The organism is Sphingobacteruim zhuxiongii (assembly GCF_009557615.1).
GTDB lineage: Bacteria > Bacteroidota > Bacteroidia > Sphingobacteriales > Sphingobacteriaceae > Sphingobacterium > Sphingobacterium zhuxiongii.
Genome location: NZ_CP045652.1, coordinates 3,715,213 through 3,738,029 on the forward strand (window position 1 = coordinate 3,715,213; position 22,817 = coordinate 3,738,029).

The window sequence follows — 22,817 nt, forward strand, 5'->3', positions numbered from 1 at the left end:
GGTAATTGGCATATAAACACCTGTCATTACGTCATTTTTATCGGTAAAAATTCCAAAGCCCAAATTCGCTAGGCTTACACTGTTTCAATAAGCGACAAAGTAATCTGATAAGGCGTTCTCTTCTCCCATTTTGCCATTAACCAGCCTATGAAACTCAAATTAAAAATATCCTTATTGGCATCAATTTCAAGCATGGAATGAACTGCCATTTGATAGGACGGATCCCTGACAATGTCAGGTTTTAGAATGGAACGCTCAACCATCGTTAAAAAAAACAGCACTCGATCCTCATCTATACTCAACAAATATTTCTTATACCGGCGTTTAAAACTATTCAGACGCGACATCGCTAATTCTGTATTCTCAAATTGCAGATGAACTAAAATTTCCATTAAGTTCTTACGAATAGTCCATAGCATACCCAACTTCTTTTCGTACCAATGATCCGTGTGGCCAAGTTTTGCTAAATAACTAAGGCTTTTGAGATTATTTTGTTGCGCGTAAAACATGGACAAGCTCAAATACAAATCATCAATATCCTCTTGATTTGATTTCCTATTTATTGCAGATAAACCATCTTTAATAGCTTGTATTCCTTCTTCAGATTTTCCCGAAAAATGATAATTCAAGCCAACCAAGAGTTGTCGACGAAGCTCAAATTGCTCGCGATAAGGATTGTTTTCTAACATCAGCTCATTCATCTGTTCTAGATAAACAATACTTTCATCAAAACGTTTATTCCGAAGATTGAAATTTGCGAGGTAATAAAGAATATAAAGGTGATAATACAGATGTCTTTCCATCGGTTTATCCAGATTCTGAATATATTGATATGTTTTTCGAACATAACGTTCTATTAATCCATAATTCTGATTAATGGCAGCATATTCATTGGCGATGTATAAAATTTGATAGAGTGACTTATAGTTCATTAAATCCAACACCGCGATTTGATATTTCTTGAGCGTGCTTTCGATCAGCTCTGTGAGATTAACAATCTTTCCTTTCAAGTGTATATTCTGGAGCTCCCTTCGTAGGGTCGCATAGGCCACATGCATCTTAGCTTCTCGTTGCATTTGGTTCTGATTGAGAACAAATCGATCTAATAGACGATCAAACACCAACTCCTGATCAAGATGCGCATACTGCATGCGCAGCAGCAAAACCTCATTTAGTAGTCCAAATTGCTCTTCACTCAAGGCTGCCCGTTCGGCACGCTCAAGGCATCTCCAACCAATTTTCTCCAAATTATTTTCCAATAAAAACCGGGCAACAACTAAATTTCTAAGAATATCATAAACTGCATGATCTTTACTCTCAAAAGCGCGTTGAGAAAGAAATTGAAGCAGGTTATCCTGCAATCTTTTTCTCAAAGCATGATAAGCATCCCTGTTTTTTTCTGTCTGATATAATTTATTTATTGATTTTATATCGTCAGTTTCTAAGAAATTAAACAAGCGAATATTCTTAACATCCTTTCGCTTATTTTTCCGCGTTAGGAATGCTTTAAATTCTAATTTATCTTGATTACCAAGTAAGCCTATTAACTGCGACAGATCGTCCATACCTATAATTATACTTATAAATATAGTAAAAATCGAAAATTATATCGTCAGTATTTTAACAAAAATTGATTGACTAGCCGCTAAAGTCCCACGATCTTTACATCGTATTAATCAACAAAAATTAAAAAATATGGAACCGCTAAATATCCAAACTGAAGAAAACAATTTGACTTCTAAGAAGTCAGAAACAACGAAAAATCCGTACAAACCAACCGCAGCCTTTGTTGGCGCCTCTTGGTTAGCCTTAGTAACAGGTACTGTTGCTTTTTGTATCGGATTGTGGAATGCCGACATGGCACTTAACGAAAAAGGCTATTATTTTACCATTTTACTATTCGGACTATTTGCTGTAATCTCAGTACAGAAGAGTGTACGAGATAAAGCAGAAGGACTGGCTGTCACTGAGCTTTATTATAGCTTGAGTTGGTTTGCAACAATTGCCGCCATCGTTCTACTTATTGTAGGTCTGTGGAATGCAGACCTAACACTAAGCGAAAAAGGATTCTATGGAATATCATTTGTGCTCAGTGTATTTGCTGCAATCGCCGTTCAAAAGAACACCAGAGACGCTAAGCTGGCAAGCGAGAAGACCTTATAACTTAGCGGTTTCCCCGCAGACCTTGATTCACAAGGCTGCGGGTTGTTTAAATAATTTGGTATCTTAATCTTTCAAATACTATTTCATGAAAACGATCAAACGCGAGGATATACATATTCTTGCTAAACATAGTAAATTATCAGAACCGCAAATTGATAGGGCTTTAAAAAACGAAGTTTTTCATGATGAGGCAGACTGGTCTAATTTCTTAAAATATGCCCTTTTAGCCCTTGGAATTGGCTTCTTCGCTGCAGGCGTTATATTTTTCTTCGCATATAATTGGGATGAGCTTGATAAATTTGCAAAACTTGCGTTAACGCAAATTATTGTTATCATCATCTGTGTTCTCGCACTATTACCAAAGCTTAACCCGACAACACGAAAAATATTGCTTACTGGCGCATCTCTTCTTGTCGGCGTAATGTTCTCTGTCTTTGGGCAAATCTATCAAACCGGAGCCAATGCCTACGACTTTTTTCTTGCCTGGACACTCTTTATCGGCATATGGGTATTGATTAGTAACTTTCCTCCCCTTTGGTTATTATTTTTGGGCCTTATCAATACCACATTAATTCTCTATTCAGTACAGGTAGCTAAACATTGGGACGACTCGCTGATATTCAGCATTCTGTTCGTTGTGAATTTAATTCCACTCGTGTTTACACATTTATTGAATCAATCACCAATCAAAATTTCAATTCCAACTTACTTTAGCAATATCGTAGCACTTGCCGCCCTAACCTTTGCGACCATCGGTAATATCGTTTGTATCTACGATTCGAGCACAGGCTTTCAATTTATCCCCGTATTAACAACTGTCTTCTACGGAATAGGTATAGGATATGGCATCAAGCATCGAAGTATTTTCTACCTTTCTGCTATACCGTTAAGCATAATTATCATTTTAAGCGCTTTACTTCTAGAAAAGCTCGGCTGGGAAGAATCATACCTATTGGTAAGCCTCTTTATCCTCTTGAGCGTGAGTGCAGTGATTTACAATTTAGTAAACATGTTAAAACAAAAGCGAAATGAAAGATAGATTAAATATTGATGAGCTATCGCAGCATCTAGGATGGGATGAATCAGAGATTGATTTAGATCGAAATGCGATAGAAACAGAACTACACGAGCGAGAACAAGCGCAAAGCCTGCCCATCAAAATCCTATCGATCTTCGGTGGCTTTATGGCTAGCATAACCTTCTCCGGAATCTTATTTACCTTAGGCATTTTTGACAACGAAAGCACGCTATTATTTTTTGGACTGCTTTTTCTAATTGGATCAGTTGTTTTTAGTCGAAAAGTGAACACAATGCTGCTCGATACCATGTGTGTGTCAACCCTCTTGATTGGATTCATTCTCTTTGGAATCTCGCTAGAACAATTTCACCTAGCGGATGAAACCTATCTGCTTATCATTTGTAGCCTAGCAATAATTTGTATCAACTTGGTGCGAAATTATATTATGATTTTTGTCTTGGTATTAGTTTCATGCGGGACGCTGCTTGCTGCAATCGTGGAATTTGGATTCAACAATCTTGCACAGCTATATATACCAAGTATTGGAATCCTCTTAGCTTATCTGTATCTCAAAGAAGGGAAGATTATTAGTCAGCGAAATTTCCTATCGATTCGATATAACCCAATTCGTATTGCATTGACGTTCTGCCTATTGTTTGGATTAGCATTTTTGACTTTCGATGAGCACAGCAGCTTACACAATTATTTCAGTTGGGCGGGTTCTATCATATTCATCGGCTTATGCTTTGTTGTTTTACATCGCATCTTTGAAGTATTGTCCATAAACAATCGAAAGAATAGGTTTCTGCTATACTTACTTAGCCTATGCTGCCTGCTACCCTGTATTTTGTACCCTGCCTTGTCGGGTGCCATATTCTTAATACTGCTGAGCTTCCTAGTAAATTACAAAACGGGCTTTGTCCTTGGAATTCTATTTCTATGCTACGCGGTATCAAGATTCTATTACGATCTAGACCTTACTTTACTTACGAAATCTATTATGATGATGGTTTCGGGTGCATTCTTTCTTATTCTATATTTCGTTAGTCTAAAAATAAGCAATCATGAAAAAAATTAGTATTGCGCTAATCCTTATTAACTTATTGATTTTGTTGATATACTTTAATTATAGTGTTGTCAAAAAAGAAAATATGTTGAATGACGGTCAACTCATTTTATTAGAATTAGCACCGGTCGACCCACGTTCTCTAATGCAAGGAGATTATATGCAGCTAAACTATCGTCTCACGGAAGAGCCAGATTTATCAAAACTGCCACGCCGTGGTTATTGTGTACTTCAAATCGACAAGCAACATGTTGCGAAAACAGCACGACTTCAAGCAAATAAAACACCCTTGAACCCTGGTGAAATTCTGATTGCCTACACTCGCCCGGATGAATGGCGTCTCAACATCGGAGCCGAATCATTTTTCTTTCAGGAAGGTACAGGCGAACGTTATGAACAAGCAAAGTATGGCGCATTAAAAGTTGATCAAGATGGGAACAGCCTATTGGTCGGCCTATATGATCAACACAAAAAACAAATTAAATAATATTTCCTTTTAGTTTAGTTGCACTTGAACCATAACGAACTCGTTCAAAGCCAAGTTTTATCGCTTAAGGTAGGCTTCAGCTAGGCTTGAGCAAGGCTTAAGGTCCGAGCTAATATTAATTGAAACATAAATTCATCAAGTTAGTCAAATGCACACCGTTTAACTATTATATTATTTACTTACTTTTCTGATATTCATCATTTATTTTCAGTTTATCCAGCAATATATTTGTTGCATAACAAACCGTTATTGCAATGAAAAAACTATTATTATCAATTGCCGGCCTATTTGTAGTAGGCATGAGCTTTTCGCAAGCACAAACAACTGATTACAACAAATGGCAAGTGCGCCTTCGTGGAGTAGCCGTAATCCCCAATCCATCTGCTGATATTGCAACGATTGGTGGAGACGTTGACATCAACACAAAATTTATCCCTGAGTTGGATTTTACTTACTTTTTCACAAAGAACATTGCAGCAGAACTGATCTTGGGTACGACAAAACACAACGTAAAAACAACTGGATCTAATTTGACCGCGATTGGTGGGGCTTCCTCAGCAGAAGTAGATTTAGGGTCAGTTTGGTTATTGCCGCCAACGTTGACAGCACAGTATCACTTTTACCCAGGCAACATCTTTAAACCGTACATCGGTGCAGGGGTAAACTATACGATTTTTTATAGTGTAGATGAGGGTAATACCGTAAAAGGTGTGGATTACAAAAACAAATTTGGTTTTGCAACACAGATCGGTACCGACATTAACATTACAGATAAATTCTTCCTTAACGTGGATGCGAAATACATCTTCTTGAAAACAGACGTCGATGTAGATGCTTCAAACTTAGCGGCAGGTTTAGCCATTCCTGCAACAGTTGACATCAATCCATTCCTTGTAGGATTCGGTATTGGATATAAATTCTAGTAGCATATTATCAAAAAGAACTTCGGCAACGACTAGCTCTCAGTTGAAGCCGGAGTATTTTTACCCAAAAAAGGGGACTTCAATTGAAGTCCCCTTTGTCTTATTTTTCGATTTTCTATTAGAAAGGTAAATCGTCATCATCTGCTCCTGAAGACGAAATGTCTACTGGGGGCATATCTGCATAACCTGGAGCTGGAGCCGAAGCAGCCGTATTTGCTAACTTCGTAACACGCCAAGCTACTAAGGAGTTGAAGTAAGTCGTTAGACCATCTTTATTTGTCCAAGGACGACCACGAAGGTTGAATGAGATCTCGATATCCTCTCCTACAGCTAGGTTGTCAAATATATTAACGCGGTCTTGAGTTGCCTCAAAGCGGATGTATTCTACAAATTGTGGGTTTTCAGCGTAAGCAACAATTAAATCTCTCTTTTTGAAAGACTCAGTAACTTGTTGGGTAGCGCCTACTTCATGTACTTTTCCTCTTATTTCCATAACTAAACTATTAAACCGTAAAATTAAACAATTTTTGCTAAGAGAATAAGTAACTTTGTAGAAATATGGCAGAAGTTTTCAACACCCAAAGCAAGGTGATCATCACCTGCAACCGTCGCTTATCTCCTTATCTGGAGCAAGAAGTTAAAGATTTAGGATTCGAAATTAAGCGTGCATTTAATACTGGCGTAGAGATCAAAGCGTCTGTAAATGAGTGCATCAAGTTAAATCTTAATCTACGTACCGCAAGTCAAGTACTGTATGAAATAAAATCATTCAAGGCACAAGATGCGAATGAACTTTATAAGCAATTATTAGGTATTAGCTGGGAAGATATCATTCCTTTCGATGGCTATTTCTCCGTAACATCGAATGTTCATAATGACACGATAACAACCCCTTTATTTGCAAATGTAAAGGTAAAGGATGCTATTGTCGATCGAATTAAAGATAAGAAAGGCATGCGTCCGAATACTGGACCAGATTTATCGAAAGCCGTTATCCACTTACATTGGATGGAGGAACGCGCAGAGATCTTTGTTGACACCTCGGGCGAGACACTCGCGAAACATGGCTACCGTAAACATCCTGGTAAAGCGCCAATGCTAGAGGCTTTGGCAACTTCGACGATTATGGCAACACAATGGGACGGTAAAGTACCGTTTGTAAACCCAATGTGTGGTTCGGGTACCTTAGCTATAGAGGCTGCTTTAATGGCACAAAATCGTAAACCCGGTTTGCAACGTATGAATTATTCTTTCATGCACTTTATAGGTTATAATGAAGAAGTATTCTTCGAAGATCGTCGTGTACTGAAAGACATCACGGATAAGCAAAATTTACCACATATCATTGCTTCGGATATTTCTGCCGATGCGATTGAAATTGCAAAATTAAATGCGCGTACTGCTGGCGTAGAACACTTAATTGAGTTCGAAGTCTGTGATTTTGCAGAGACAACAATTCCTGAGGGCGATGGTGTTATTATGTTCAATCCTGAATATGGTGAACGTCTTGGAGTCCATAGTAAGCTAGAAATTACCTACAAACGGATGGGCGACTTCTTGAAGCAAGATTGTAAGGGCTACCGTGGATATATCTTTACAGGTAATCCTGAACTAGCAAAGAAAATCGGTCTTCGAGCTTCTAGAAGATTTGAATTCTTCAACGGAAAATTAGATTGTCGATTATTGCAATACGAGCTTTATGAAGGAACTAAAGAAAAATAAAGAAGAGATCCTGGAGCTGACGGCAACGTTTGTTCAAAACACCTTGAAAGATGCCGAGTCTGGTCATGACTGGTGGCATATTCAACGTGTTTGGAGTAATACCAAGCATATATTGCAACATGAACAAGCAGATGAATTAGTTTGTGAATTGACGGCTTTACTACATGATATCGCGGACAGCAAGTTCCACAACGGCGATGAGACCATCGGACCCCGTATTGCTGGCGAATTTTTAAAGTCAATTGAAGTCGATCCGAATGTTATTGAACATGTACAAAAGATTATTTTAAACATGTCTTTTAAAGCTTCACTGGGTGATGTCACGTTTCATTCAAAAGAATTAGAAGTCGTTCAAGATGCAGATCGATTAGATGCAATTGGCGCTATTGGAATTGTTCGTGCATTCACTTATGGCGGCTTTAAAAACCGGGAGATTTATAACCCTAATATTCCTCCTGTGGTTCATCAAGATAAAGAGGCGTACAAAAATACTACTGCCCCAACGATCAATCACTTCTATGAGAAATTGTTATTGCTGAAGGACAAGATGAATACACCAACCGCAAAAGCGATTGCTGCAGAAAGACATGCCTATATGGAAGACTTTCTAAAACAGTTCTATGCAGAATGGAATGGCGATAAATAGAAAATAAAGATATCAAAGTGAAACGGCTCGTCTCTAGGGATTAGCCGTTTTCTCTTTTACTAGCATTTGGCTTCGTGAGTTCCTCAAACCACAATTTGATCTAAAATCGCACCAGCTATCGCCTATGGTTTTGCAACAATTTTATGAAGAAAAGATTACTTAAAAGTATTTTTAATATTACTTAACATAAAAAAGGTAAATTCGACAAAATGATCTAAACCATGTATCGAAATTATTTTTTCAAGTTAAGCCAACTGATACTTTTCTTCCTATTCTTTATCAACGTGCATGGATATGCACAATCCAAGGATTCCATTACCGTCGTCCAAAAAAAGTGGACCAGCAAGAAGGTCGCAAAGGGAATTCAATGGAAACAAGGACATTTCGATGATCTCTTTAATAGTGTACAAGAGGTCAACTGGGTTGAAATTGACCTTAAACGTCACAATAAAAACCTATTTCTCGCTGCTGATGCGAAAACACTTAAACCGACATCTCAATTTGCTGAAGAAAACAATGCACTCGTTGCTATCAATGGGGGCTTTTTCAATATGAAAGATGGCGGTGCCGTCGATTATATTAAAGTAAATCGACAAGTGATTAATGAAACCGTTAAAAAATCGGATCGTGCAAACGCTGTATTATCGATTGATAATAAAAAGGTAAACATAGAAGCGGCGAGTAGCGCGAACGTTGAAGAATCAGCTTTTCGTGATGTGATGCTTTCCGGCCCACTTTTAATTCAAGGAACAGAGCGTAGCGTGAAGAGTAAAAATCCGTTTAACGACAATAGACATCCACGAACAGCAATTGGCATTACTAAAAAGGACAAGCTTATACTACTTGTTGTTGATGGTAGAAATGCCCAGGCACAAGGCATGAGTTTATATGAGCTTGCGTCGTTACTAAAGTGGATTGGCGCTAAAGACGCGATGAACTTAGATGGCGGTGGCAGTTCAACTTTATATATCAAAGGAGCGACCCCGAACAACATCGTTAACTACCCTACGGATAATAAAAAATTTGACCACGAAGGCCAACGTGATGTGGCCAATATCATCTATATTAAAAATTAATTTCTTCAAAAAATGAAAAAAATCTTTTTATTAGCTGCTATGACTTTCATATTTCATGTCGGACTAATCGCGCAAACATCTATCATCGCCCACCGAGGCACTTGGAAGAACAGTGAACTTCCGCAAAACTCCATTGCTTCATTGAATGCTGCAATCGAGCAGAAATTATGGGGATCTGAATTCGACGTTCATTTAACGAAAGACGATGTGTTAGTTGTTTGCCATGATCATGATTTTTATGGATTAGACATCGAACAGCTTACCTACAATGAACTTCTTGCTAAAAAACATCCAAATGGGGAGTCTATCCCGACTGCTGAAGAATATATATTAGCAGGTTTGAAACAGAAAAAAACAAAGTTAATCTACGAATTAAAAACAAGTAGAATTAGCAAAGATAGAACAAAACAAGCTGTAGAACTATCCCTAGCATTAGTAAAGAAATTAAAGGCTAATAAAATGGTCGAGTTTATCGCCTTTGATTATGACGCATGCTTAAAGTTTAGAGAATTAGATAAAAAGGTTAAAATTCACTATCTAAATGGTGATAAGTCGCCGGCAGAAATCAAAGAAGTAAAACTGAGTGGAATTGATTACAATTTAAATGTTTTCAAAAAGAATCCTACGTGGATTAAAGAAGCTAAAGACTTGAAACTAAAAGTGAATGTGTGGACGGTAAATAAGGAAGAAGATATGAATCACTTTTTAAATGAAAAAGTTGATTATATTACAACCGATGAACCAGAATTATTGGTAAAGATAATCAACAAATAAAATGAAAAGAATCCTAATCAGCCTTACCTTATTATTATTTATCAGCTTTTCTTATGCTCAAAAGTTTAAAGTTGCAACATTTAACGTTGCAACCTTCAATATCCGGATGAAAACAAAAGCGGATACGGGGAACCTTTGGGACGTACGAAAAACTGCCGTAAACAACCTTATTAAATATCATGAATTCGACATCTTTGGCGTTCAAGAAGCGTTCAAAGAACAACTAGACGACATGCTTGCTGGACTTCCAGATTTTCAATATGTTGGAGTTGGTCGTGATGACGGTTCCAACAAAGGAGAACACTCAGCAATCTTATACAATGCCAAGCGCTTCAAAGTACTGAAGAATGGTACATTCTGGTTATCTGGAACGGATACCGAGAAGCCTAATAAAGGATGGGATGCCGCTTTACCTCGCATTTGTACTTGGGGCGTGTTTCAAGACAAAACCAATGGCAAGAAATTCATTTTCATGAATACACATTTTGACCACATTGGAACGGAAGCACGCGTAGAGAGTGCCAAGTTGATGTTATCGAAAGCTAAGGAATTTGCGAAAGATTTGCCTTTAATCGTCACTGGAGATTTCAATGTTGATGAAAACAATCCCGCTTATTTCACATTAGCTAAAAGTGATGTCGTTCAGGATGTGTACGATTTATCACCTATCATCTATGAGCCAAACTCAACATTTAATGCATGGGGAAAAGATATTAAAGCAAAAGGACGCATAGATCACATCTTTATTACTAAACCATTTAAAGTATTAAAGTATGGCGTCTTGACAGATACCTATCTTGGTAGATTTCCGTCAGACCACTTCCCTGTCGCGACTACTTTAAGTTGGAAATAATAAAATTTTAAATATTAAAGTAAAGGAGCCTATTCATTATAGGCTCCTTTTTTTTGGTCTATTACAGATTGATTCATTTTTAATGGAATCGAAAAATTACTCACATCTTAAACCTTTTCGCCCTTCGGATGGTTAAACATCTATATTTTTACAAAAAAATAGAACTATGAAGAATTCATTCAAAATAATACTAGGTGCGTCAGTGCTTTTCCTATCTGGTTGTGAAAGTTTAAACACTGGTGGTTTTACACTTCCTCCACAAGGTACAGGTACTACAGGCACTGGATCCACCACTACACCGACTGGTAGTACAGGAACAATCACGCAAACCGAAGCTAGTCAAGGTGTAAAACAAGCACTTAACAATGGCTTAAATGAAAGTATTCGTGTTTTATCGCTTAAAGATGGTTTCCTTGGGGATGCCGCAGTAAAGATATTGATGCCTGATGAAGCGAAGAAAGTGGAGTCGGCATTACGCGCCGTCGGAATGGGGAGTCTTTGTGACCAATTTATCACCAGCATGAACCGAGCTGCAGAAACAGCAGTAAAAGAAGCTTCTACCGTTTTTGTCAATTCACTATCTAGAATGACGGTTACGGATGCGTTTAATATCCTTTTAAGCAGTCAACAGGATGCAGCAACGCAATTCTTCAAGAAAAGTACAACAGCAGAACTGTCGTCCAAGTTTAGTCCAATCATCCAATCGGCAATGGGCAAAAACAATGTCTCCACCTATTGGAATCAGTTAACTTCAGCATACAACAAATTACCGTTGGGCAATAAGATTGAAACAGATTTAACCTCTTACGTTACACAACGCGCTATCAGTGGTCTTTTTGTAAAAGTAGCCGATCAAGAGTTGAAGATCCGTCAGAATCTTGGAGGATCTAGAAATACAAACATCCTAAATAAAGTATTTGGTTGGGCTGATCAACAAAAATAAGATCCCTAATAAATTTGTAGATTTGCCTTTATGGAAATTAATGATATTAGAGATTTTCAGGTTGCTGAAAATTTCACTAGATACGTTCAGATTGACACACAATCTGATGTAAACTCTAAGACTGTACCTTCTACTTTAAAACAAAAAGATCTAAGTCGTTTGTTAGTCGAAGAACTACTGTCTCTGGGCATATCAGACGCACATCTGGACGAACAAGGTTATGTATATGCTACAATTCCTTCAAATACAGAGAAGAAAGTCCCTGTCATTTGTTTTTGTTCGCACGTCGATACATCCCCTGACTCTTCGGGTACAGATGTTAAGCCTTTAATTCACAAGAATTACCAAGGTCAGAATTTAGTTCTTCCTGATGATAATAAAATCATTATCCGCTTATCCGAACACCCCGATCTAAAGGATCAAATCGGCAACGATGTGATTACGGCTAGCGGCAAGACTTTATTAGGCGCCGACGATAAAGCTGGTGTTGCAGAGATTATGGATGCTGCGCGCATTTTAATGCAAAACCCTGCGATTAAACATGGCGATATTAAAATTCTTTTCACTCCCGATGAAGAAATTGGGAGAGGTGTCGATGAAGTCGATATTAAGAAACTAGGGGCTGAATTCGGCTATACGATGGACGGTGAGCGTGCCGGAACGTTAGAGGATGAAACCTTTTCAGCAGACGGGGTTCGTATTAAAATTGACGGGATCTCTATTCATCCTGGTTATGCCAAAAATAAGATGGTTAATGCATTAAAAATTGCTTCAAATCTTATTGATAGTCTTCCAAAAGACCGATTGTCGCCAGAAACAACTTCTGGAAAAGAGGGTTTTGTTCATCCTGTGAACATGTCCGGTTCTGTTGAGGAAGCAACAATTGATTTTATCATTAGAGACCATGACACTAGCAAACTTGCTACTCACGAGGCGGAATTAGAAAGTATCACCAAGGCTGTCGTTAGTCAGTATCCGGGCGCAAGTTATACCTTCACAATAAACGAACAATACCGCAACATGAAGGAAGTGTTGGATAACTACCCGCGTGTTGTCGATATTGCGATGATTGCTATTGAGCGAGCAGGCATGAAGGCAGAAAAACGTAGTATTCGTGGCGGTACTGATGGATCTAGATTATCGTTCATGGGTTTGCCATGTCCGAATATCTTTGCCGGCGGACATGCTTTTCACGGAAAACAAGAGTGGGTTTCGGTACAAGATATGCAAAAAGCCGTCTTAACGATATTACATATTGCTGCACTTTGGGAAGAAGTCGCTTAATTGAAATGACGAAGTAAAGACAGATAATAAGATTGTAATTCTCTATCTTTAACCGAGTTCACAGTACAAACTAAGATATGCAAAACAACGAAATATTAAGAGCAATTCAGACAAGAAGATCGGTATTCCAAGCTTCTTTTACAGATCAAGAAGTTAGCCGAGAAGATATATTAACCATTTTGGAAGCTGCTAATGCTGCCCCTACACACAAACGTACTCAACCATGGCGCTTTACTATTTTCCGCAATGAAGGTTTAGTACGCCTTGGAGACGAGCTAGCACGCATTTATAAGAGCGTTACGCCGGCAGAGAAATACACGGAAGCAACGGAACAGAATATGGCGAAAAAAGCAACGCAATCAAAAGCGGCTATTGCTATTATTGTCAACTATACAGGTGAACTTCCGGAGTGGGAAGAGTTATGTGCTACAGCTGCTGCCGTAGAAAACATGTGGCTTGCTGCACATTCCATTGGACTTGGTGGCTACTGGGCTTCCCCAGGCCTAATCAATCATATTGGGCAGTTTTTAAATTTAGAGCCAAATCAGAAGTGTATTGGTTTCTTTTATTTAGGTCATCATCAATCAGAAGAACGCGAACCAGTTCGCTCATCAATTGAAGAAAAGATTAGATGGGAAGAATAATTCCTAAAAAAAAATAGGTGCTCATCTGAGCACCTATTTTTTTGAATCTAAACGTATATCCAATTTTCCCACTTTCCCTTTCCATCGAACCTTTTCTTGAAGAAAATTAGCTATTGTAATTGCCATCGTATTATTCGTGTTTTTCACAAACTTGATATCACTTGCCTCACCACTATCTAATTGAAATTCAACAGCAATTTCTCCTTCTCCTACAATATCTCTTAATTCGGCATTCAATTCCTCGTTAAACATATCCCAGCCTTGCAATGGTACGGCATCAGAACCTTCTTGAGCACTTGTCGTTAAGCGCAATTGCTCTTCCATTAACATCACCTCATTCGTCTTCTCCCGATCCTGATGAATTAAATATTTAAAGAACACCAAAGAACAGGCAGTTAAGAACAATACCGCTGCAGCAGTACCAATCGTAAGTCTTTGCCATCCATAAAAACGTTTGTCACGCTCTGCCCCTTTTGTTTCTAAGCGCTGCGCCAGTCTTTGTTGCAAAAGACTTAATTGATGCGCGTCTACCCCTTGTTGTAATTTATATCCATCAATTGCATCTTGTAAGAAAGGATCGTTCAACGCCTCGCGCTCCATCTCATACATCTCCTCTCTACTCATGAGACCCATGACGTAATTATGAATTCTAGATAATTGATAATTATTTTCCATTACTTCTTCTCCATACAAATTTTTAGATTTCGTCTCCCGTTCTGAATATAGCTCTTCACCTTTGACAAGTCAAAACCAGTCAAATCGACGATATCTTTATAACACTTCTGTTCCAAATAGAATAAACGGATACATTGCTCCTGTTCATTCACTAAACCAGCCATACAAGTCTCCAACTTACTAAAATCCTGTTCTTCCCAACGCTTCTCCTCTTTATAATTTAGCTGCTGCTCACTCTCATAGAGATGATCCTCGATGTCAACTTTTGTAACTTGCTTATCTTTACGTAATTGCATTAAACAATAATTACGCGCATAGACATATAGCCAGCTCTTAAAGTTATCGACCTCGTAATTGCGCAGTTTCACAATTAACTCGTCGAATATTTGCATGACAGCATCTTGGCTCTGGTCTGCATCCTGAAGGTATTTAAAACAAACACCATACAGCAGCGACATATAAGGGGAATATAACTTCCCCAGGCTATCCAGATTGCCTGTTTGTTTGTAGTGTTGTAGCAGCTCTTTCTCGTTCATACTTGTGTGCCTTCACCTATAAGATGATTCAAGGTACATAATTCCATAAATTAATTCACAAATTGTCTTATAAGTATTTGGCCAATTACCACACATTCGAATCAAGCAGCATAATCTTCATCCTACATGAATAAAAAAAGGGATCGTATCGGTGTACAACCCCTTTTGCTCTAGTAAATATTGAACCGAACACCGTTTGGCATGCTTGTAAAATGCTATAAAACTAACATCTTACCTTTATCAACGTTATTGATCGGTCTAATTAGCTTTTCTATAACTTGCTCTAAAGTAGGCTCCTGTAGTACTTCCTGAGTCCCAAGAAATGACTAATTCACTGTCATTCAGTCTTTCAACCTTACGAACATATTCCCCCGAATAGTTTGTATACGTATAGGTGATACTACTTTGATCAGAAGATAGTTTCCAAGTTCCATTAATTCCAGCGGTAGAGCCTGAACATGCACCTGAAATCTGAGAAAACTGTCCGCCCTGACCATAGGTTTGCCTTTCTTGCATTCTGCAGCTTAAATCACTTACCGCAGCCCAAGTACCATTCACACCAGTCTTTCGCTCATAGTTAACCACTTGCCAAGTTCCTACAATTGGCGAGCTCTCGCCTTCCTCATCATCTTTATCACAAGAGGAAAAAACACACAGCATGCTGAGCATTATTAGAAGATTTATTACTTTCATTTCATTACCATTTAGGGTTTAATAATGAAGTAAAACTATCGAAACGCTCCATGCATGACAATACCGAGCAATCGGTATTTTTACGAGTATAGGCACGCCTAGACACAGAAAAAGGGGATAACCATCGGCTTCCCCTTCTATATTTCATTACATTTTTCGCTTAACTATTAAAAAGAACCATTGCAATAATCAAAGTGACTATGATATTGAATGTTTGGGCAATTAAGAAGGCATAAAGCGGCTTTTTATTATCTTGTTTAAAAAGATCTTTAAAGTTTGTTTCTAATCCAATCGATGTAAACGCTAGTGCAAACCAAAGGCCTTGAATGCTTTTTAAGCTATCTTTTACCATCGCATTGGCCTCCGGAGTAACGACAAATGAAAACAACAAGGACACGAATACAAATCCTATAACAAATTTAGGGAACCGCTCCCATATCAATTTTAATGTAGGCTTATCCTTCTTTGTTTCATCATCAACGGATTTGGAATAACTCCAATATACGCTGATAAAAAAGGCCGCAATTCCTAATAATACATTCTGAGAAAACTTCACAATCGTGCTTATCTCCAATGCCCGCTCACCTACTAAGGATCCGGATGCAACAACTGCTCCAGTAGTATCAATACTTCCACCTAACCAAGCTCCTGTGACTTCTTGCGAAAGATTTAACCATTCAGCGATATAAGGCATAAAGATCATCATCGGAATTGCAGTAATCAATACCAACGATATTACATACGAGAGTTTTTTACTATCCCCTTTAATTGCACCTGACGTTGCTATCGCGGCGGAAACACCACATATAGACACGGCACTTGAAAGCATTAAGGACATCTCTTTATCAATCTTAAGCTTTCGACAAACCCAATAAGCAAAATACCAAACGGACACAACCACCAAAAGTGCTTGGACTAATCCCAGCATACCTGCTTTTAAGATATCCCCAAAAATGACAGTAGTACCAAGTAAAACTAAACCTATCTTAACATAGAGTTCTGTGCTTAATGCATCTTTAAACCATTGGGGCAGCTTAAAACAATTGCTGATGATCAAGCCGATCGCCAATGAAAATATTACCGCTTCTAGATTATAGTTCTTTACTGATTCATTCCCTGCAAGTATCAACGCAAATACCGTAAGTATCATAACGATTGGAAATACAATAAGTAAAGATTTAAGGTTTTTACCGAGTAAGAGTGCACCAGCAATCGCAGTGACATAAACTAAAGCAAATTGAGCACCGATACTTTTTAGATTTTCAAGGCTAAGCACTTTAGCACTTAGATCTTCAACATTAGCCCAAGTAAATGATGGTTTAGGAATAATAACTCCTGAAAGAGCAAGAATAATAATCGTAAGACCAAGGATTACAACTACCCAATCTTCCGACAAAGCAAATGATTTATTAGACATGAAAGTTTAAACTGATTATTTTATCAAAGTTTTTATAGCGTCATGAAGATAGGGAAAATTAAATTTAAAGCCGTTTTTTAGCGTAACAATTGTTGTTACAGGCACTGTTTCTAGCAGTAAACTGGAATCTGTACCTTTTACTAACGCTCCTAGTTTTGCTAGCGGAGTAGGCAGTGGCAACCCAAATGACCGACCTACTGCTTTTCTTAAAACTTCCATGAAATGCTTATTCGTTTCAGGATTTGGGCTGCAAGCGTGAAAAATCTCTGCTGGGTCCTCTTGTCGTATTATCCAATCGATTAATCGAACAAAGTCTTCCTCATGAATCCAGGGCATCATTTGATTACCCGATCCAATTGTCCCAGCAAGGCCTAACTTTGCTAATGGTATTAATTCTTCCAATATCCCTGAATTCTTTGATAACAAGGGACTCATACGGAGGATAACTTTCTTCGTATTTGGGGTAGAGGAATGCAGACATGCAGCCTCCCAATCTTGCGTCAGTTTCGCTAAGAAATCTTTCCCGTATGCAACACTTTCTTCATCTTGAAGACCACTTGCTCCATTAAAAATAGAGACCCCCGAGAAATTAACCCATAACTTGGGCGGATTCGAATGTCTTTCGATTACTTTTGCCAAGAGCTTCGTTGGCTGTATTCGTGAATTATAAAGTATTTCTCTATTTTTCCTATTAAACCTCCGATTTATCGAAGCGCCAGAAAGATTAATCAAAACATCGGCATCATCGAGAGACTTTGTCCAATCACCTTCAGTCAGGCCATCCCAGACTATGAATTCGACGCCTGGGTGATGTTTTATCATTTTCTTCCTAGAAAGGATGACAATTTGATCATCTTTCTCCTTAAAATAAGGAAGGAGTAAATGTCCTAAATTACCCGTCCCGCCTGCTAATACAATTTTTGCCATTATAGAGTTACCTTAATTTGGAAATGATCCGCTAATGCGATCCTTGCTGCGTGGAAACCACACATACCGTGTACTCCTCCACCTGGAGGAGTTGATGAGGACGTTAAGTATACCTTGCTATTGGAGGTTCTATAGGGAGTTAAAGAGAAATTTGGTCGTGTATAGAGCTGTCCCAAATCCATCAATCCGCCATTGATGTCTCCCCCAACATAATTAGGGTTATAACTTTCCATCTGCTGTGTATTGAAACTATGTCTTGCAAGAATCGTATCCTTAAATCCTGGAGCAAATCGTTCAATCTGGTTTTCAATAATCTGCGAACAATCGGCTGTTGATCCATGTGGAACATGACAGTAAGCCCAAGCTGTTTGTTTCCCTTCAGGTGCTCGCGAAGGATCAAATACACTTTGTTGTGAAAGTAAAACATAAGGTCTGTCTGGTATTCTTCCTAAGCCGGTTAGATACTCAGCGGAAGCAATCTCTTCCAATGTTCCTCCCAGATGTACTGTCGAGGCTTTTCCGACTTCAGGATTATGAAAAGGAATAGGATCAGACAATGCCCAGTCCATCTTGAACACCCCCATACCTTGTCGATACCTAGACAATTGATTTCGATATCCACTTCTGAGATTTAAACCTTTAATTGCCAATAACTGTTTCGGGGTTAAGTCCAAGAGCAAGACACGATGCTTCGGTAGTTGTGCCATATCTTCTAGCCATATGCCAGTCTGTACTTCGCCTCCGATTGCCCTAAATAAAGACGCTAGCGCATCTGCTAGTGCCTGGGAGCCCCCTTGAATCATTGGCCAGCCGTATCGATGCCCTATCGTTCCTAAAACCATCCCGACAGCTGCTGTAGTAAGATTATCTAGCGGTTGAATGCCGTGTGCACAAAGTCCTGCCCACAGTGCTTTTGCTTCTTCCGTTTTAAACGTCTTCGCAATGCTTGAAGTTGAAGGCAATGCCTTCAAACCAAACTTTGCCATTAATAAAGGGTTTCTCGGAATTCTTAACGGGCCGAGTATATCGTTAGCCAATTCTTCCCATTGATCAACGAACGGTTGAAAAAGAGTTTGATAAGCCCTACTATCCTTTCCAAGAAGTTCGGCAGTATGTTTTAAATCCCGATGTAGTATTGCAGCATGTTTAGGATCTATAGGATGAGCAACCTCGTAAGGAGCATAAATAAACTTTAAACCGTGCTGCTCTAAGGGAAGCGAAGATAAAAAGGGCGACGCAAGCGCCATAGGATGTACGGCCGAACAAATATCATGTTTGAAACCAGGAAGAGTAAGCTCCTTCGTTCGCATTCCACCACCTAGGGTATCCGCTCCTTCCATCAGAAGCGTCTTCAAACCCTGTTGCTGAAGTAATATTGCAGCGGCAAAGCCATTTGGCCCAGATCCTACAACTATGGCATCGTATGCATCCAAATTGGTTGTCTTTGTTGAATTATAAAGATAAGAAAAAAGCCCCGATCTCTCGGGGCTTCTCCATAATCAACCTTAATACTAGAAACAGTATTTATTTTCTTCAATAAGCTTTTTCGCAATGCGCTGACGAGCCTCTTTGACATTGAATGGCTGTGCTTTCGTAAAGCGACGTAAGCCGACTAACATCATGTTTAACTCATCCCCTTCTGCGAAAGAATATAACGCTTCTTTTCCTGCAATGTTTACTTTATCAACGGCAGAATATAAATATACTTTAGCCATGTCTGCCGCATAAGCCGCTTTATCACCTCCTACGCTGTAATGTAATTTCTCTGCACGTAGCAAAGCAGACTCAGCAACATATACATAACCTATAATATCGGAGATATTCATCAGAATCTCTTGTTCCTTGGATAGCGACATCATTAATTTCTGAACAGCAGCTCCTGCAATCATCAAACCTGTCTTCTTTAGATTAGCGATAATTTTCTTTTCTGTAGCAAAAGCTGTTTCATCTTCTTCTCCGAAATCAGGAATTGACATTAACTCGCTCGCAACGGCAGTCGCTGGTCCCATTAAGTCGATTTCTCCTTTCATTGCACGCTTCAATAACATATCAACTACTAATAGACGATTTACTTCGTTTGTGCCTTCAAAGATTCGATTAATACGTGCATCACGATAAGCACGCTCCATTGGCGCTTCAGCTGAATAGCCCATACCTCCGTAAATTTGAACACCCTCGTCTACTACGTAATCCAACATCTCTGAACACCACACTTTGATGATCGCACATTCAATCGCAAATTGTTCTACCGATTTCAATTTTGCTTTTGCTTGATCCATGCCCCCTTCAATTAATGCATCGTATGCATCATCGATATTCTGTCCCGCGCGATAAGCCGCAGACTCATTGGCAAACAAACGAATCGCTGATTCTGCCATCTTATAACGAATCGCTCCAAATTTTGATATCGGCAAATTAAATTGTACACGTTCGTTAGCATAATTAATTGCTGTGGATAATACCGAACGTGCAGATCCAATCGTAGCTGCACCAAGCTTAATGCGGCCGATATTTAGAATATTTACGGCGATTTTAAATCCATTTTCACGTTCAGAAAGCATGTTCTCTACCGGAACCGCACAGTCATTAAAGAAAATCTGGCGAGTTGAAGAACCTTTAATCCCTAATTTATGCTCTTCTGGGTTCATCGTTATTCCGCCAAAGTCCTTCTCAACAATAAAAGCTGTTAGATTTTTATCGTCATCAATCTTTGCAAATACGATATATATATCGGCGAATCCACCATTTGTAATCCACATCTTTTGACCATTGATCAGATAATGTGTTCCTTCTGCATTTAATTTCGCGGATGTACGGCCAGAGTTGGCATCTGATCCTGAGTTCGGCTCTGTTAAACAATATGCCGCTTTCCATTCGCCTGTACCTAATTTTGGAATATACTTCGCTTTCTGCTCTGCATTTCCGTAATAAAGAATAGGCAATGTTCCGATTCCTGTATGTGCAGACAGGGCTACTGCGAAAGAAAAACCACCACCTACAGCATCTGCAACAAGCATTGAAGTGTTGAAGCTTTTACCGAAGCCACCATATTCCTCTGGAATAGATACGCCAAGCATGCCCAACTCACCCGCTTTGTCCATCAGACCTTGCATTAAACCTTCCTCTTGCGCATCAATACGATCTAATTTGTTTAATACTTCAGTATCTAAAAAGTCTACACAAGTCTGGCGAATCATTTGCGCCTCTTCGTCGAACTCTTCAGGAATGAATATATCCGTATAAGGTGTTTCTCTGATAACGAACTCACCACCTTTAATTGCTTTGTTTTTAATTTCTTCAGACATCGTATTCTATTTTAAGTCTAATACTTCTTTCAATTTTATAGTAACTCGAAAATACCTGCAGCACCCTGACCGGTACCAACACACATAGTCACCATACCATATTTTTTATCTTGACGCTTCAATTCGTTTAGAACTTGAACCGTTAATTTAGCACCGGTACATCCTAGTGGATGTCCTAATGCGATTGCACCACCGTTCACATTAACTTTTTCTTCTGGCAATCCTAACTCACGTATAACCGCTAGTGATTGCGATGCAAAAGCCTCATTCAATTCGAACAAGTCAATATCTTCCTTTTTCAGTCCTGCTTGTTCTAAAGCTTTTGGAATAGCGTAAATTGGACCAATCCCCATAATTCGAGGAGGAACACCAGCGACAGCATAGCTGATCAACTTAGCAATAGGTTTAAGACCAAGTTCATTCATTTTTCGCTCAGACATCAACAAAACGAACGCTGCCCCATCGGATGTTTGCGAAGAATTACCCGCAGTTACAGAACCATCCGCTTGAAATACCGGTCTTAATTTCGCTAAAGCATCTAATGTACTATCCGCTCTAGGACCTTCATCCGTATCAACGACATATTCACGAGTTGCCATTTTGCCATCTTTCAAGTAGTTTTCTTTAACCGTAATCGGTACAATTCCATCTTTTAAATGACCATTTTGAATGGCTGCGATTGCTTTCTGATGAGATTTCAAGGCGAAGGCGTCTTGATCTTCACGTGAAACGTTGAAGTCATGCGCAACAGCTTCAGCTGTTAAACCCATTCCCCAGTACCAATCAGGATTTTCCTTCGCTACCACAGGATTCGGGACAATCTTCCATCCTCCAAAAGGCATCCCAGACATCACTTCAACACCCCCAGCAATAATAACATCCGCCATTCCAGCTTTAATCTTTGCTGTTGCTGTTGCAATCGTTTCTAATCCTGACGCGCAGTAACGATTTACCGTCACCCCAGGGACTTTGTCCGTCTCCAATCCCATTAAAGAGATTAGACGAGCGACATTTAAACCTTGCTCCGCCTCAGGCATCGCATTGCCGACGATCACATCGTCGATTTCCTCTTTATTTAAATTTGGAACAGATCCCACCAGATGTTTGATGACATCGGCCGCCAAATCATCGGCACGCATAAAGCGAAAACCACCTCTTGGGGCTTTGCCCACCGCTGTACGAAATCCTGCTACAATGTATGCTTCCATTTTTTATAGTATTTAGTAATGAGTATTTAGAAGTTAGACTGATTGACGTAGTTTCTTTTGCAAAGCATAGTTCATTTTCTGAACTTCATATAAGTTGCAAAGTATTCCTGACAAGTCTTCCTGTTCTAAATAGCCTAAATTTCTCGATATTATTAACTGTGTTTCTACTTCGTATGTCGACGCATGTGCTATTGACAAATATTGGATAAATTCCTTATTCGAATTTCTTCCTGCCCCTTCGGCAATATTGGAAGGGATGGATACCGCTGCCCTATTTATTTGACTAATCAAATTAAATTGCTCTCCTTTCGGAAAAAGGCAAGTGACCTTATAAATATCAGACACTAATTCGATAGCTTTTTGCCATATTTTCAACCGCTTATAATCGTGCATTTATATTTAGTATTGTATAGTGTGCTTTTATTCCTAAGCTAAAAAGCTGATGAGACTTTATCTT

At 38.9% G+C, this 22,817-nt stretch carries 24 protein-coding genes; 13 read left to right on the plus strand and 11 right to left on the minus strand.

Going from position 1 to position 22,817, the window contains the following annotated elements:
• Nucleotides 1–74 precede the first annotated feature (74 nt).
• Nucleotides 75–1,565 carry a hypothetical protein gene (locus GFH32_RS15755; RefSeq protein ID WP_153512498.1) on the minus strand — a complete coding sequence of 497 codons (1,491 nt, stop codon included), beginning with the start codon at nucleotides 1,563–1,565 and terminating at the stop codon, nucleotides 75–77.
• Nucleotides 1,566–1,695: 130 nt separating this feature from the next.
• Between GFH32_RS15755 and yiaA the strand changes: the two genes are divergently transcribed.
• The 5 genes from yiaA (at nucleotide 1,696) to GFH32_RS15780 (ending at nucleotide 5,657) form a co-directional block, all read left to right on the plus strand.
• Nucleotides 1,696–2,163 carry an inner membrane protein YiaA gene (gene yiaA / locus GFH32_RS15760; RefSeq protein WP_153512499.1) on the plus strand — a complete coding sequence of 156 codons (468 nt, stop codon included), beginning with the start codon at nucleotides 1,696–1,698 and terminating at the stop codon, nucleotides 2,161–2,163.
• A gap of 85 nt (nucleotides 2,164–2,248) precedes the next feature.
• A complete protein-coding gene (locus tag GFH32_RS15765; protein WP_153512500.1) occupies nucleotides 2,249–3,202 on the plus strand; it encodes a DUF2157 domain-containing protein in 954 nt (317 codons plus the stop codon).
• Nucleotides 3,192–4,259, plus strand: coding sequence for a DUF4401 domain-containing protein (locus GFH32_RS15770; protein ID WP_153512501.1), 1,068 nt, complete (start codon nucleotides 3,192–3,194; stop codon nucleotides 4,257–4,259). The genes GFH32_RS15765 and GFH32_RS15770 overlap by 11 nt, the downstream gene beginning before the upstream one ends.
• Nucleotides 4,246–4,734: a GDYXXLXY domain-containing protein gene (locus tag GFH32_RS15775; protein WP_153512502.1), complete on the plus strand. Its 489-nt coding sequence runs from the start codon at nucleotides 4,246–4,248 to the stop codon at nucleotides 4,732–4,734. Before GFH32_RS15770 ends, GFH32_RS15775 begins: the two co-directional genes overlap by 14 nt.
• Before the next feature lie 254 nt (nucleotides 4,735–4,988).
• On the plus strand, nucleotides 4,989–5,657 hold the full coding sequence (locus tag GFH32_RS15780) for an OmpW/AlkL family protein (protein ID WP_153512503.1): 669 nt from the start codon (nucleotides 4,989–4,991) through the stop codon (nucleotides 5,655–5,657).
• A 118-nt stretch (nucleotides 5,658–5,775) separates the two neighbouring features.
• Here GFH32_RS15780 and GFH32_RS15785 read toward each other — a convergent pair whose 3' ends face one another.
• A complete protein-coding gene (locus tag GFH32_RS15785; RefSeq protein WP_153512504.1) occupies nucleotides 5,776–6,150 on the minus strand; it encodes a DUF3127 domain-containing protein in 375 nt (124 codons plus the stop codon).
• A gap of 65 nt (nucleotides 6,151–6,215) precedes the next feature.
• Between GFH32_RS15785 and GFH32_RS15790 the strand changes: the two genes are divergently transcribed.
• The 8 genes from GFH32_RS15790 to GFH32_RS15825 all read left to right on the plus strand — a co-directional run bounded on the left by GFH32_RS15790 (nucleotide 6,216) and on the right by GFH32_RS15825 (nucleotide 13,599).
• Nucleotides 6,216–7,379 carry a THUMP domain-containing class I SAM-dependent RNA methyltransferase gene (locus GFH32_RS15790; protein WP_153512505.1) on the plus strand — a complete coding sequence of 388 codons (1,164 nt, stop codon included), beginning with the start codon at nucleotides 6,216–6,218 and terminating at the stop codon, nucleotides 7,377–7,379.
• Complete coding sequence (locus tag GFH32_RS15795; protein ID WP_153512506.1) at nucleotides 7,357–8,025, plus strand: HD domain-containing protein; 669 nt, start codon at nucleotides 7,357–7,359, stop codon at nucleotides 8,023–8,025. Before GFH32_RS15790 ends, GFH32_RS15795 begins: the two co-directional genes overlap by 23 nt.
• 221 nt (nucleotides 8,026–8,246) lie before the next feature.
• The gene (locus GFH32_RS15800) at nucleotides 8,247–9,101 is read left to right on the plus strand and encodes a phosphodiester glycosidase family protein (protein WP_153512507.1); all 855 of its coding nucleotides are present in this window, start codon (nucleotides 8,247–8,249) and stop codon (nucleotides 9,099–9,101) included.
• A 12-nt stretch (nucleotides 9,102–9,113) separates the two neighbouring features.
• Nucleotides 9,114–9,875: a glycerophosphodiester phosphodiesterase gene (locus GFH32_RS15805; RefSeq protein ID WP_153512508.1), complete on the plus strand. Its 762-nt coding sequence runs from the start codon at nucleotides 9,114–9,116 to the stop codon at nucleotides 9,873–9,875.
• 1 nt (nucleotide 9,876) lies between these two features.
• Nucleotides 9,877–10,728 carry an endonuclease/exonuclease/phosphatase family protein gene (locus GFH32_RS15810; RefSeq protein WP_153512509.1) on the plus strand — a complete coding sequence of 284 codons (852 nt, stop codon included), beginning with the start codon at nucleotides 9,877–9,879 and terminating at the stop codon, nucleotides 10,726–10,728.
• A 166-nt stretch (nucleotides 10,729–10,894) separates the two neighbouring features.
• On the plus strand, nucleotides 10,895–11,671 hold the full coding sequence (locus GFH32_RS15815; protein ID WP_153512510.1) for a DUF4197 domain-containing protein: 777 nt from the start codon (nucleotides 10,895–10,897) through the stop codon (nucleotides 11,669–11,671).
• Between the two features lie 30 nt (nucleotides 11,672–11,701).
• Nucleotides 11,702–12,955 carry a peptidase T gene (gene pepT / locus GFH32_RS15820; protein ID WP_153512511.1) on the plus strand — a complete coding sequence of 418 codons (1,254 nt, stop codon included), beginning with the start codon at nucleotides 11,702–11,704 and terminating at the stop codon, nucleotides 12,953–12,955.
• Between the two features lie 77 nt (nucleotides 12,956–13,032).
• On the plus strand, nucleotides 13,033–13,599 hold the full coding sequence (locus GFH32_RS15825; protein WP_153512512.1) for a nitroreductase family protein: 567 nt from the start codon (nucleotides 13,033–13,035) through the stop codon (nucleotides 13,597–13,599).
• Between the two features lie 33 nt (nucleotides 13,600–13,632).
• On the opposite strand, the gene GFH32_RS15830 is transcribed toward GFH32_RS15825, so the two are convergent.
• The 9 genes from GFH32_RS15830 to GFH32_RS15870 form a co-directional block, all read right to left on the minus strand.
• Nucleotides 13,633–14,274, minus strand: a complete 642-nt coding sequence (locus GFH32_RS15830; RefSeq protein ID WP_153512513.1) for a hypothetical protein — start codon at nucleotides 14,272–14,274, stop codon at nucleotides 13,633–13,635.
• On the minus strand, nucleotides 14,274–14,810 hold the full coding sequence (locus GFH32_RS15835; RefSeq protein ID WP_153512514.1) for an RNA polymerase sigma factor: 537 nt from the start codon (nucleotides 14,808–14,810) through the stop codon (nucleotides 14,274–14,276). Before GFH32_RS15835 ends, GFH32_RS15830 begins: the two co-directional genes overlap by 1 nt.
• A gap of 258 nt (nucleotides 14,811–15,068) precedes the next feature.
• Complete coding sequence (locus GFH32_RS15840) at nucleotides 15,069–15,503, minus strand: lipocalin family protein (RefSeq protein ID WP_153512515.1); 435 nt, start codon at nucleotides 15,501–15,503, stop codon at nucleotides 15,069–15,071.
• Between the two features lie 160 nt (nucleotides 15,504–15,663).
• The gene (locus GFH32_RS15845; RefSeq protein WP_153512516.1) at nucleotides 15,664–16,920 is read right to left on the minus strand and encodes a YeiH family protein; all 1,257 of its coding nucleotides are present in this window, start codon (nucleotides 16,918–16,920) and stop codon (nucleotides 15,664–15,666) included.
• Between the two features lie 15 nt (nucleotides 16,921–16,935).
• Nucleotides 16,936–17,847, minus strand: a complete 912-nt coding sequence (locus GFH32_RS15850) for a TIGR01777 family oxidoreductase (RefSeq protein WP_153512517.1) — start codon at nucleotides 17,845–17,847, stop codon at nucleotides 16,936–16,938.
• Nucleotides 17,847–19,280 (minus strand): phytoene desaturase family protein, encoded by a 1,434-nt coding sequence (locus GFH32_RS15855; RefSeq protein ID WP_153512518.1) that lies wholly within the window; start codon nucleotides 19,278–19,280, stop codon nucleotides 17,847–17,849. The genes GFH32_RS15850 and GFH32_RS15855 overlap by 1 nt, the downstream gene beginning before the upstream one ends.
• A 78-nt stretch (nucleotides 19,281–19,358) precedes the next feature.
• Nucleotides 19,359–21,152 carry an acyl-CoA dehydrogenase family protein gene (locus GFH32_RS15860; protein ID WP_153512519.1) on the minus strand — a complete coding sequence of 598 codons (1,794 nt, stop codon included), beginning with the start codon at nucleotides 21,150–21,152 and terminating at the stop codon, nucleotides 19,359–19,361.
• A gap of 35 nt (nucleotides 21,153–21,187) precedes the next feature.
• Nucleotides 21,188–22,360 carry an acetyl-CoA C-acyltransferase gene (locus GFH32_RS15865; protein ID WP_153512520.1) on the minus strand — a complete coding sequence of 391 codons (1,173 nt, stop codon included), beginning with the start codon at nucleotides 22,358–22,360 and terminating at the stop codon, nucleotides 21,188–21,190.
• Nucleotides 22,361–22,393: 33 nt separating this feature from the next.
• Nucleotides 22,394–22,753 carry a four helix bundle protein gene (locus tag GFH32_RS15870; RefSeq protein WP_153512521.1) on the minus strand — a complete coding sequence of 120 codons (360 nt, stop codon included), beginning with the start codon at nucleotides 22,751–22,753 and terminating at the stop codon, nucleotides 22,394–22,396.
• Between the last annotated feature and the right edge of the window lie 64 nt (nucleotides 22,754–22,817).

What these genes read in the sequence shown, in the direction of transcription:
- GFH32_RS15835 (WP_153512514.1), bottom strand. Translation starts at nt 14,810, where the DNA reads ATGAACGAGAAAGAGCTGCTACAACACTACAAACAAACAGGCAATCTG.
- GFH32_RS15770 (WP_153512501.1), top strand. Translation starts at nt 3,192, where the DNA reads ATGAAAGATAGATTAAATATTGATGAGCTATCGCAGCATCTAGGATGG.
- GFH32_RS15795 (WP_153512506.1), top strand. Translation starts at nt 7,357, where the DNA reads ATGAAGGAACTAAAGAAAAATAAAGAAGAGATCCTGGAGCTGACGGCA.
- GFH32_RS15780 (WP_153512503.1), top strand. Translation starts at nt 4,989, where the DNA reads ATGAAAAAACTATTATTATCAATTGCCGGCCTATTTGTAGTAGGCATG.
- GFH32_RS15785 (WP_153512504.1), bottom strand. Translation starts at nt 6,150, where the DNA reads ATGGAAATAAGAGGAAAAGTACATGAAGTAGGCGCTACCCAACAAGTT.
- GFH32_RS15805 (WP_153512508.1), top strand. Translation starts at nt 9,114, where the DNA reads ATGAAAAAAATCTTTTTATTAGCTGCTATGACTTTCATATTTCATGTC.
- GFH32_RS15845 (WP_153512516.1), bottom strand. Translation starts at nt 16,920, where the DNA reads ATGTCTAATAAATCATTTGCTTTGTCGGAAGATTGGGTAGTTGTAATC.
- GFH32_RS15815 (WP_153512510.1), top strand. Translation starts at nt 10,895, where the DNA reads ATGAAGAATTCATTCAAAATAATACTAGGTGCGTCAGTGCTTTTCCTA.
- GFH32_RS15775 (WP_153512502.1), top strand. Translation starts at nt 4,246, where the DNA reads ATGAAAAAAATTAGTATTGCGCTAATCCTTATTAACTTATTGATTTTG.
- pepT (WP_153512511.1), top strand. Translation starts at nt 11,702, where the DNA reads ATGGAAATTAATGATATTAGAGATTTTCAGGTTGCTGAAAATTTCACT.
- GFH32_RS15830 (WP_153512513.1), bottom strand. Translation starts at nt 14,274, where the DNA reads ATGGAAAATAATTATCAATTATCTAGAATTCATAATTACGTCATGGGT.
- GFH32_RS15870 (WP_153512521.1), bottom strand. Translation starts at nt 22,753, where the DNA reads ATGCACGATTATAAGCGGTTGAAAATATGGCAAAAAGCTATCGAATTA.
- GFH32_RS15850 (WP_153512517.1), bottom strand. Translation starts at nt 17,847, where the DNA reads ATGGCAAAAATTGTATTAGCAGGCGGGACGGGTAATTTAGGACATTTA.
- GFH32_RS15825 (WP_153512512.1), top strand. Translation starts at nt 13,033, where the DNA reads ATGCAAAACAACGAAATATTAAGAGCAATTCAGACAAGAAGATCGGTA.
- GFH32_RS15755 (WP_153512498.1), bottom strand. Translation starts at nt 1,565, where the DNA reads ATGGACGATCTGTCGCAGTTAATAGGCTTACTTGGTAATCAAGATAAA.
- GFH32_RS15840 (WP_153512515.1), bottom strand. Translation starts at nt 15,503, where the DNA reads ATGAAAGTAATAAATCTTCTAATAATGCTCAGCATGCTGTGTGTTTTT.
- GFH32_RS15810 (WP_153512509.1), top strand. Translation starts at nt 9,877, where the DNA reads ATGAAAAGAATCCTAATCAGCCTTACCTTATTATTATTTATCAGCTTT.
- yiaA (WP_153512499.1), top strand. Translation starts at nt 1,696, where the DNA reads ATGGAACCGCTAAATATCCAAACTGAAGAAAACAATTTGACTTCTAAG.
- GFH32_RS15790 (WP_153512505.1), top strand. Translation starts at nt 6,216, where the DNA reads ATGGCAGAAGTTTTCAACACCCAAAGCAAGGTGATCATCACCTGCAAC.
- GFH32_RS15765 (WP_153512500.1), top strand. Translation starts at nt 2,249, where the DNA reads ATGAAAACGATCAAACGCGAGGATATACATATTCTTGCTAAACATAGT.
- GFH32_RS15865 (WP_153512520.1), bottom strand. Translation starts at nt 22,360, where the DNA reads ATGGAAGCATACATTGTAGCAGGATTTCGTACAGCGGTGGGCAAAGCC.
- GFH32_RS15860 (WP_153512519.1), bottom strand. Translation starts at nt 21,152, where the DNA reads ATGTCTGAAGAAATTAAAAACAAAGCAATTAAAGGTGGTGAGTTCGTT.
- GFH32_RS15800 (WP_153512507.1), top strand. Translation starts at nt 8,247, where the DNA reads ATGTATCGAAATTATTTTTTCAAGTTAAGCCAACTGATACTTTTCTTC.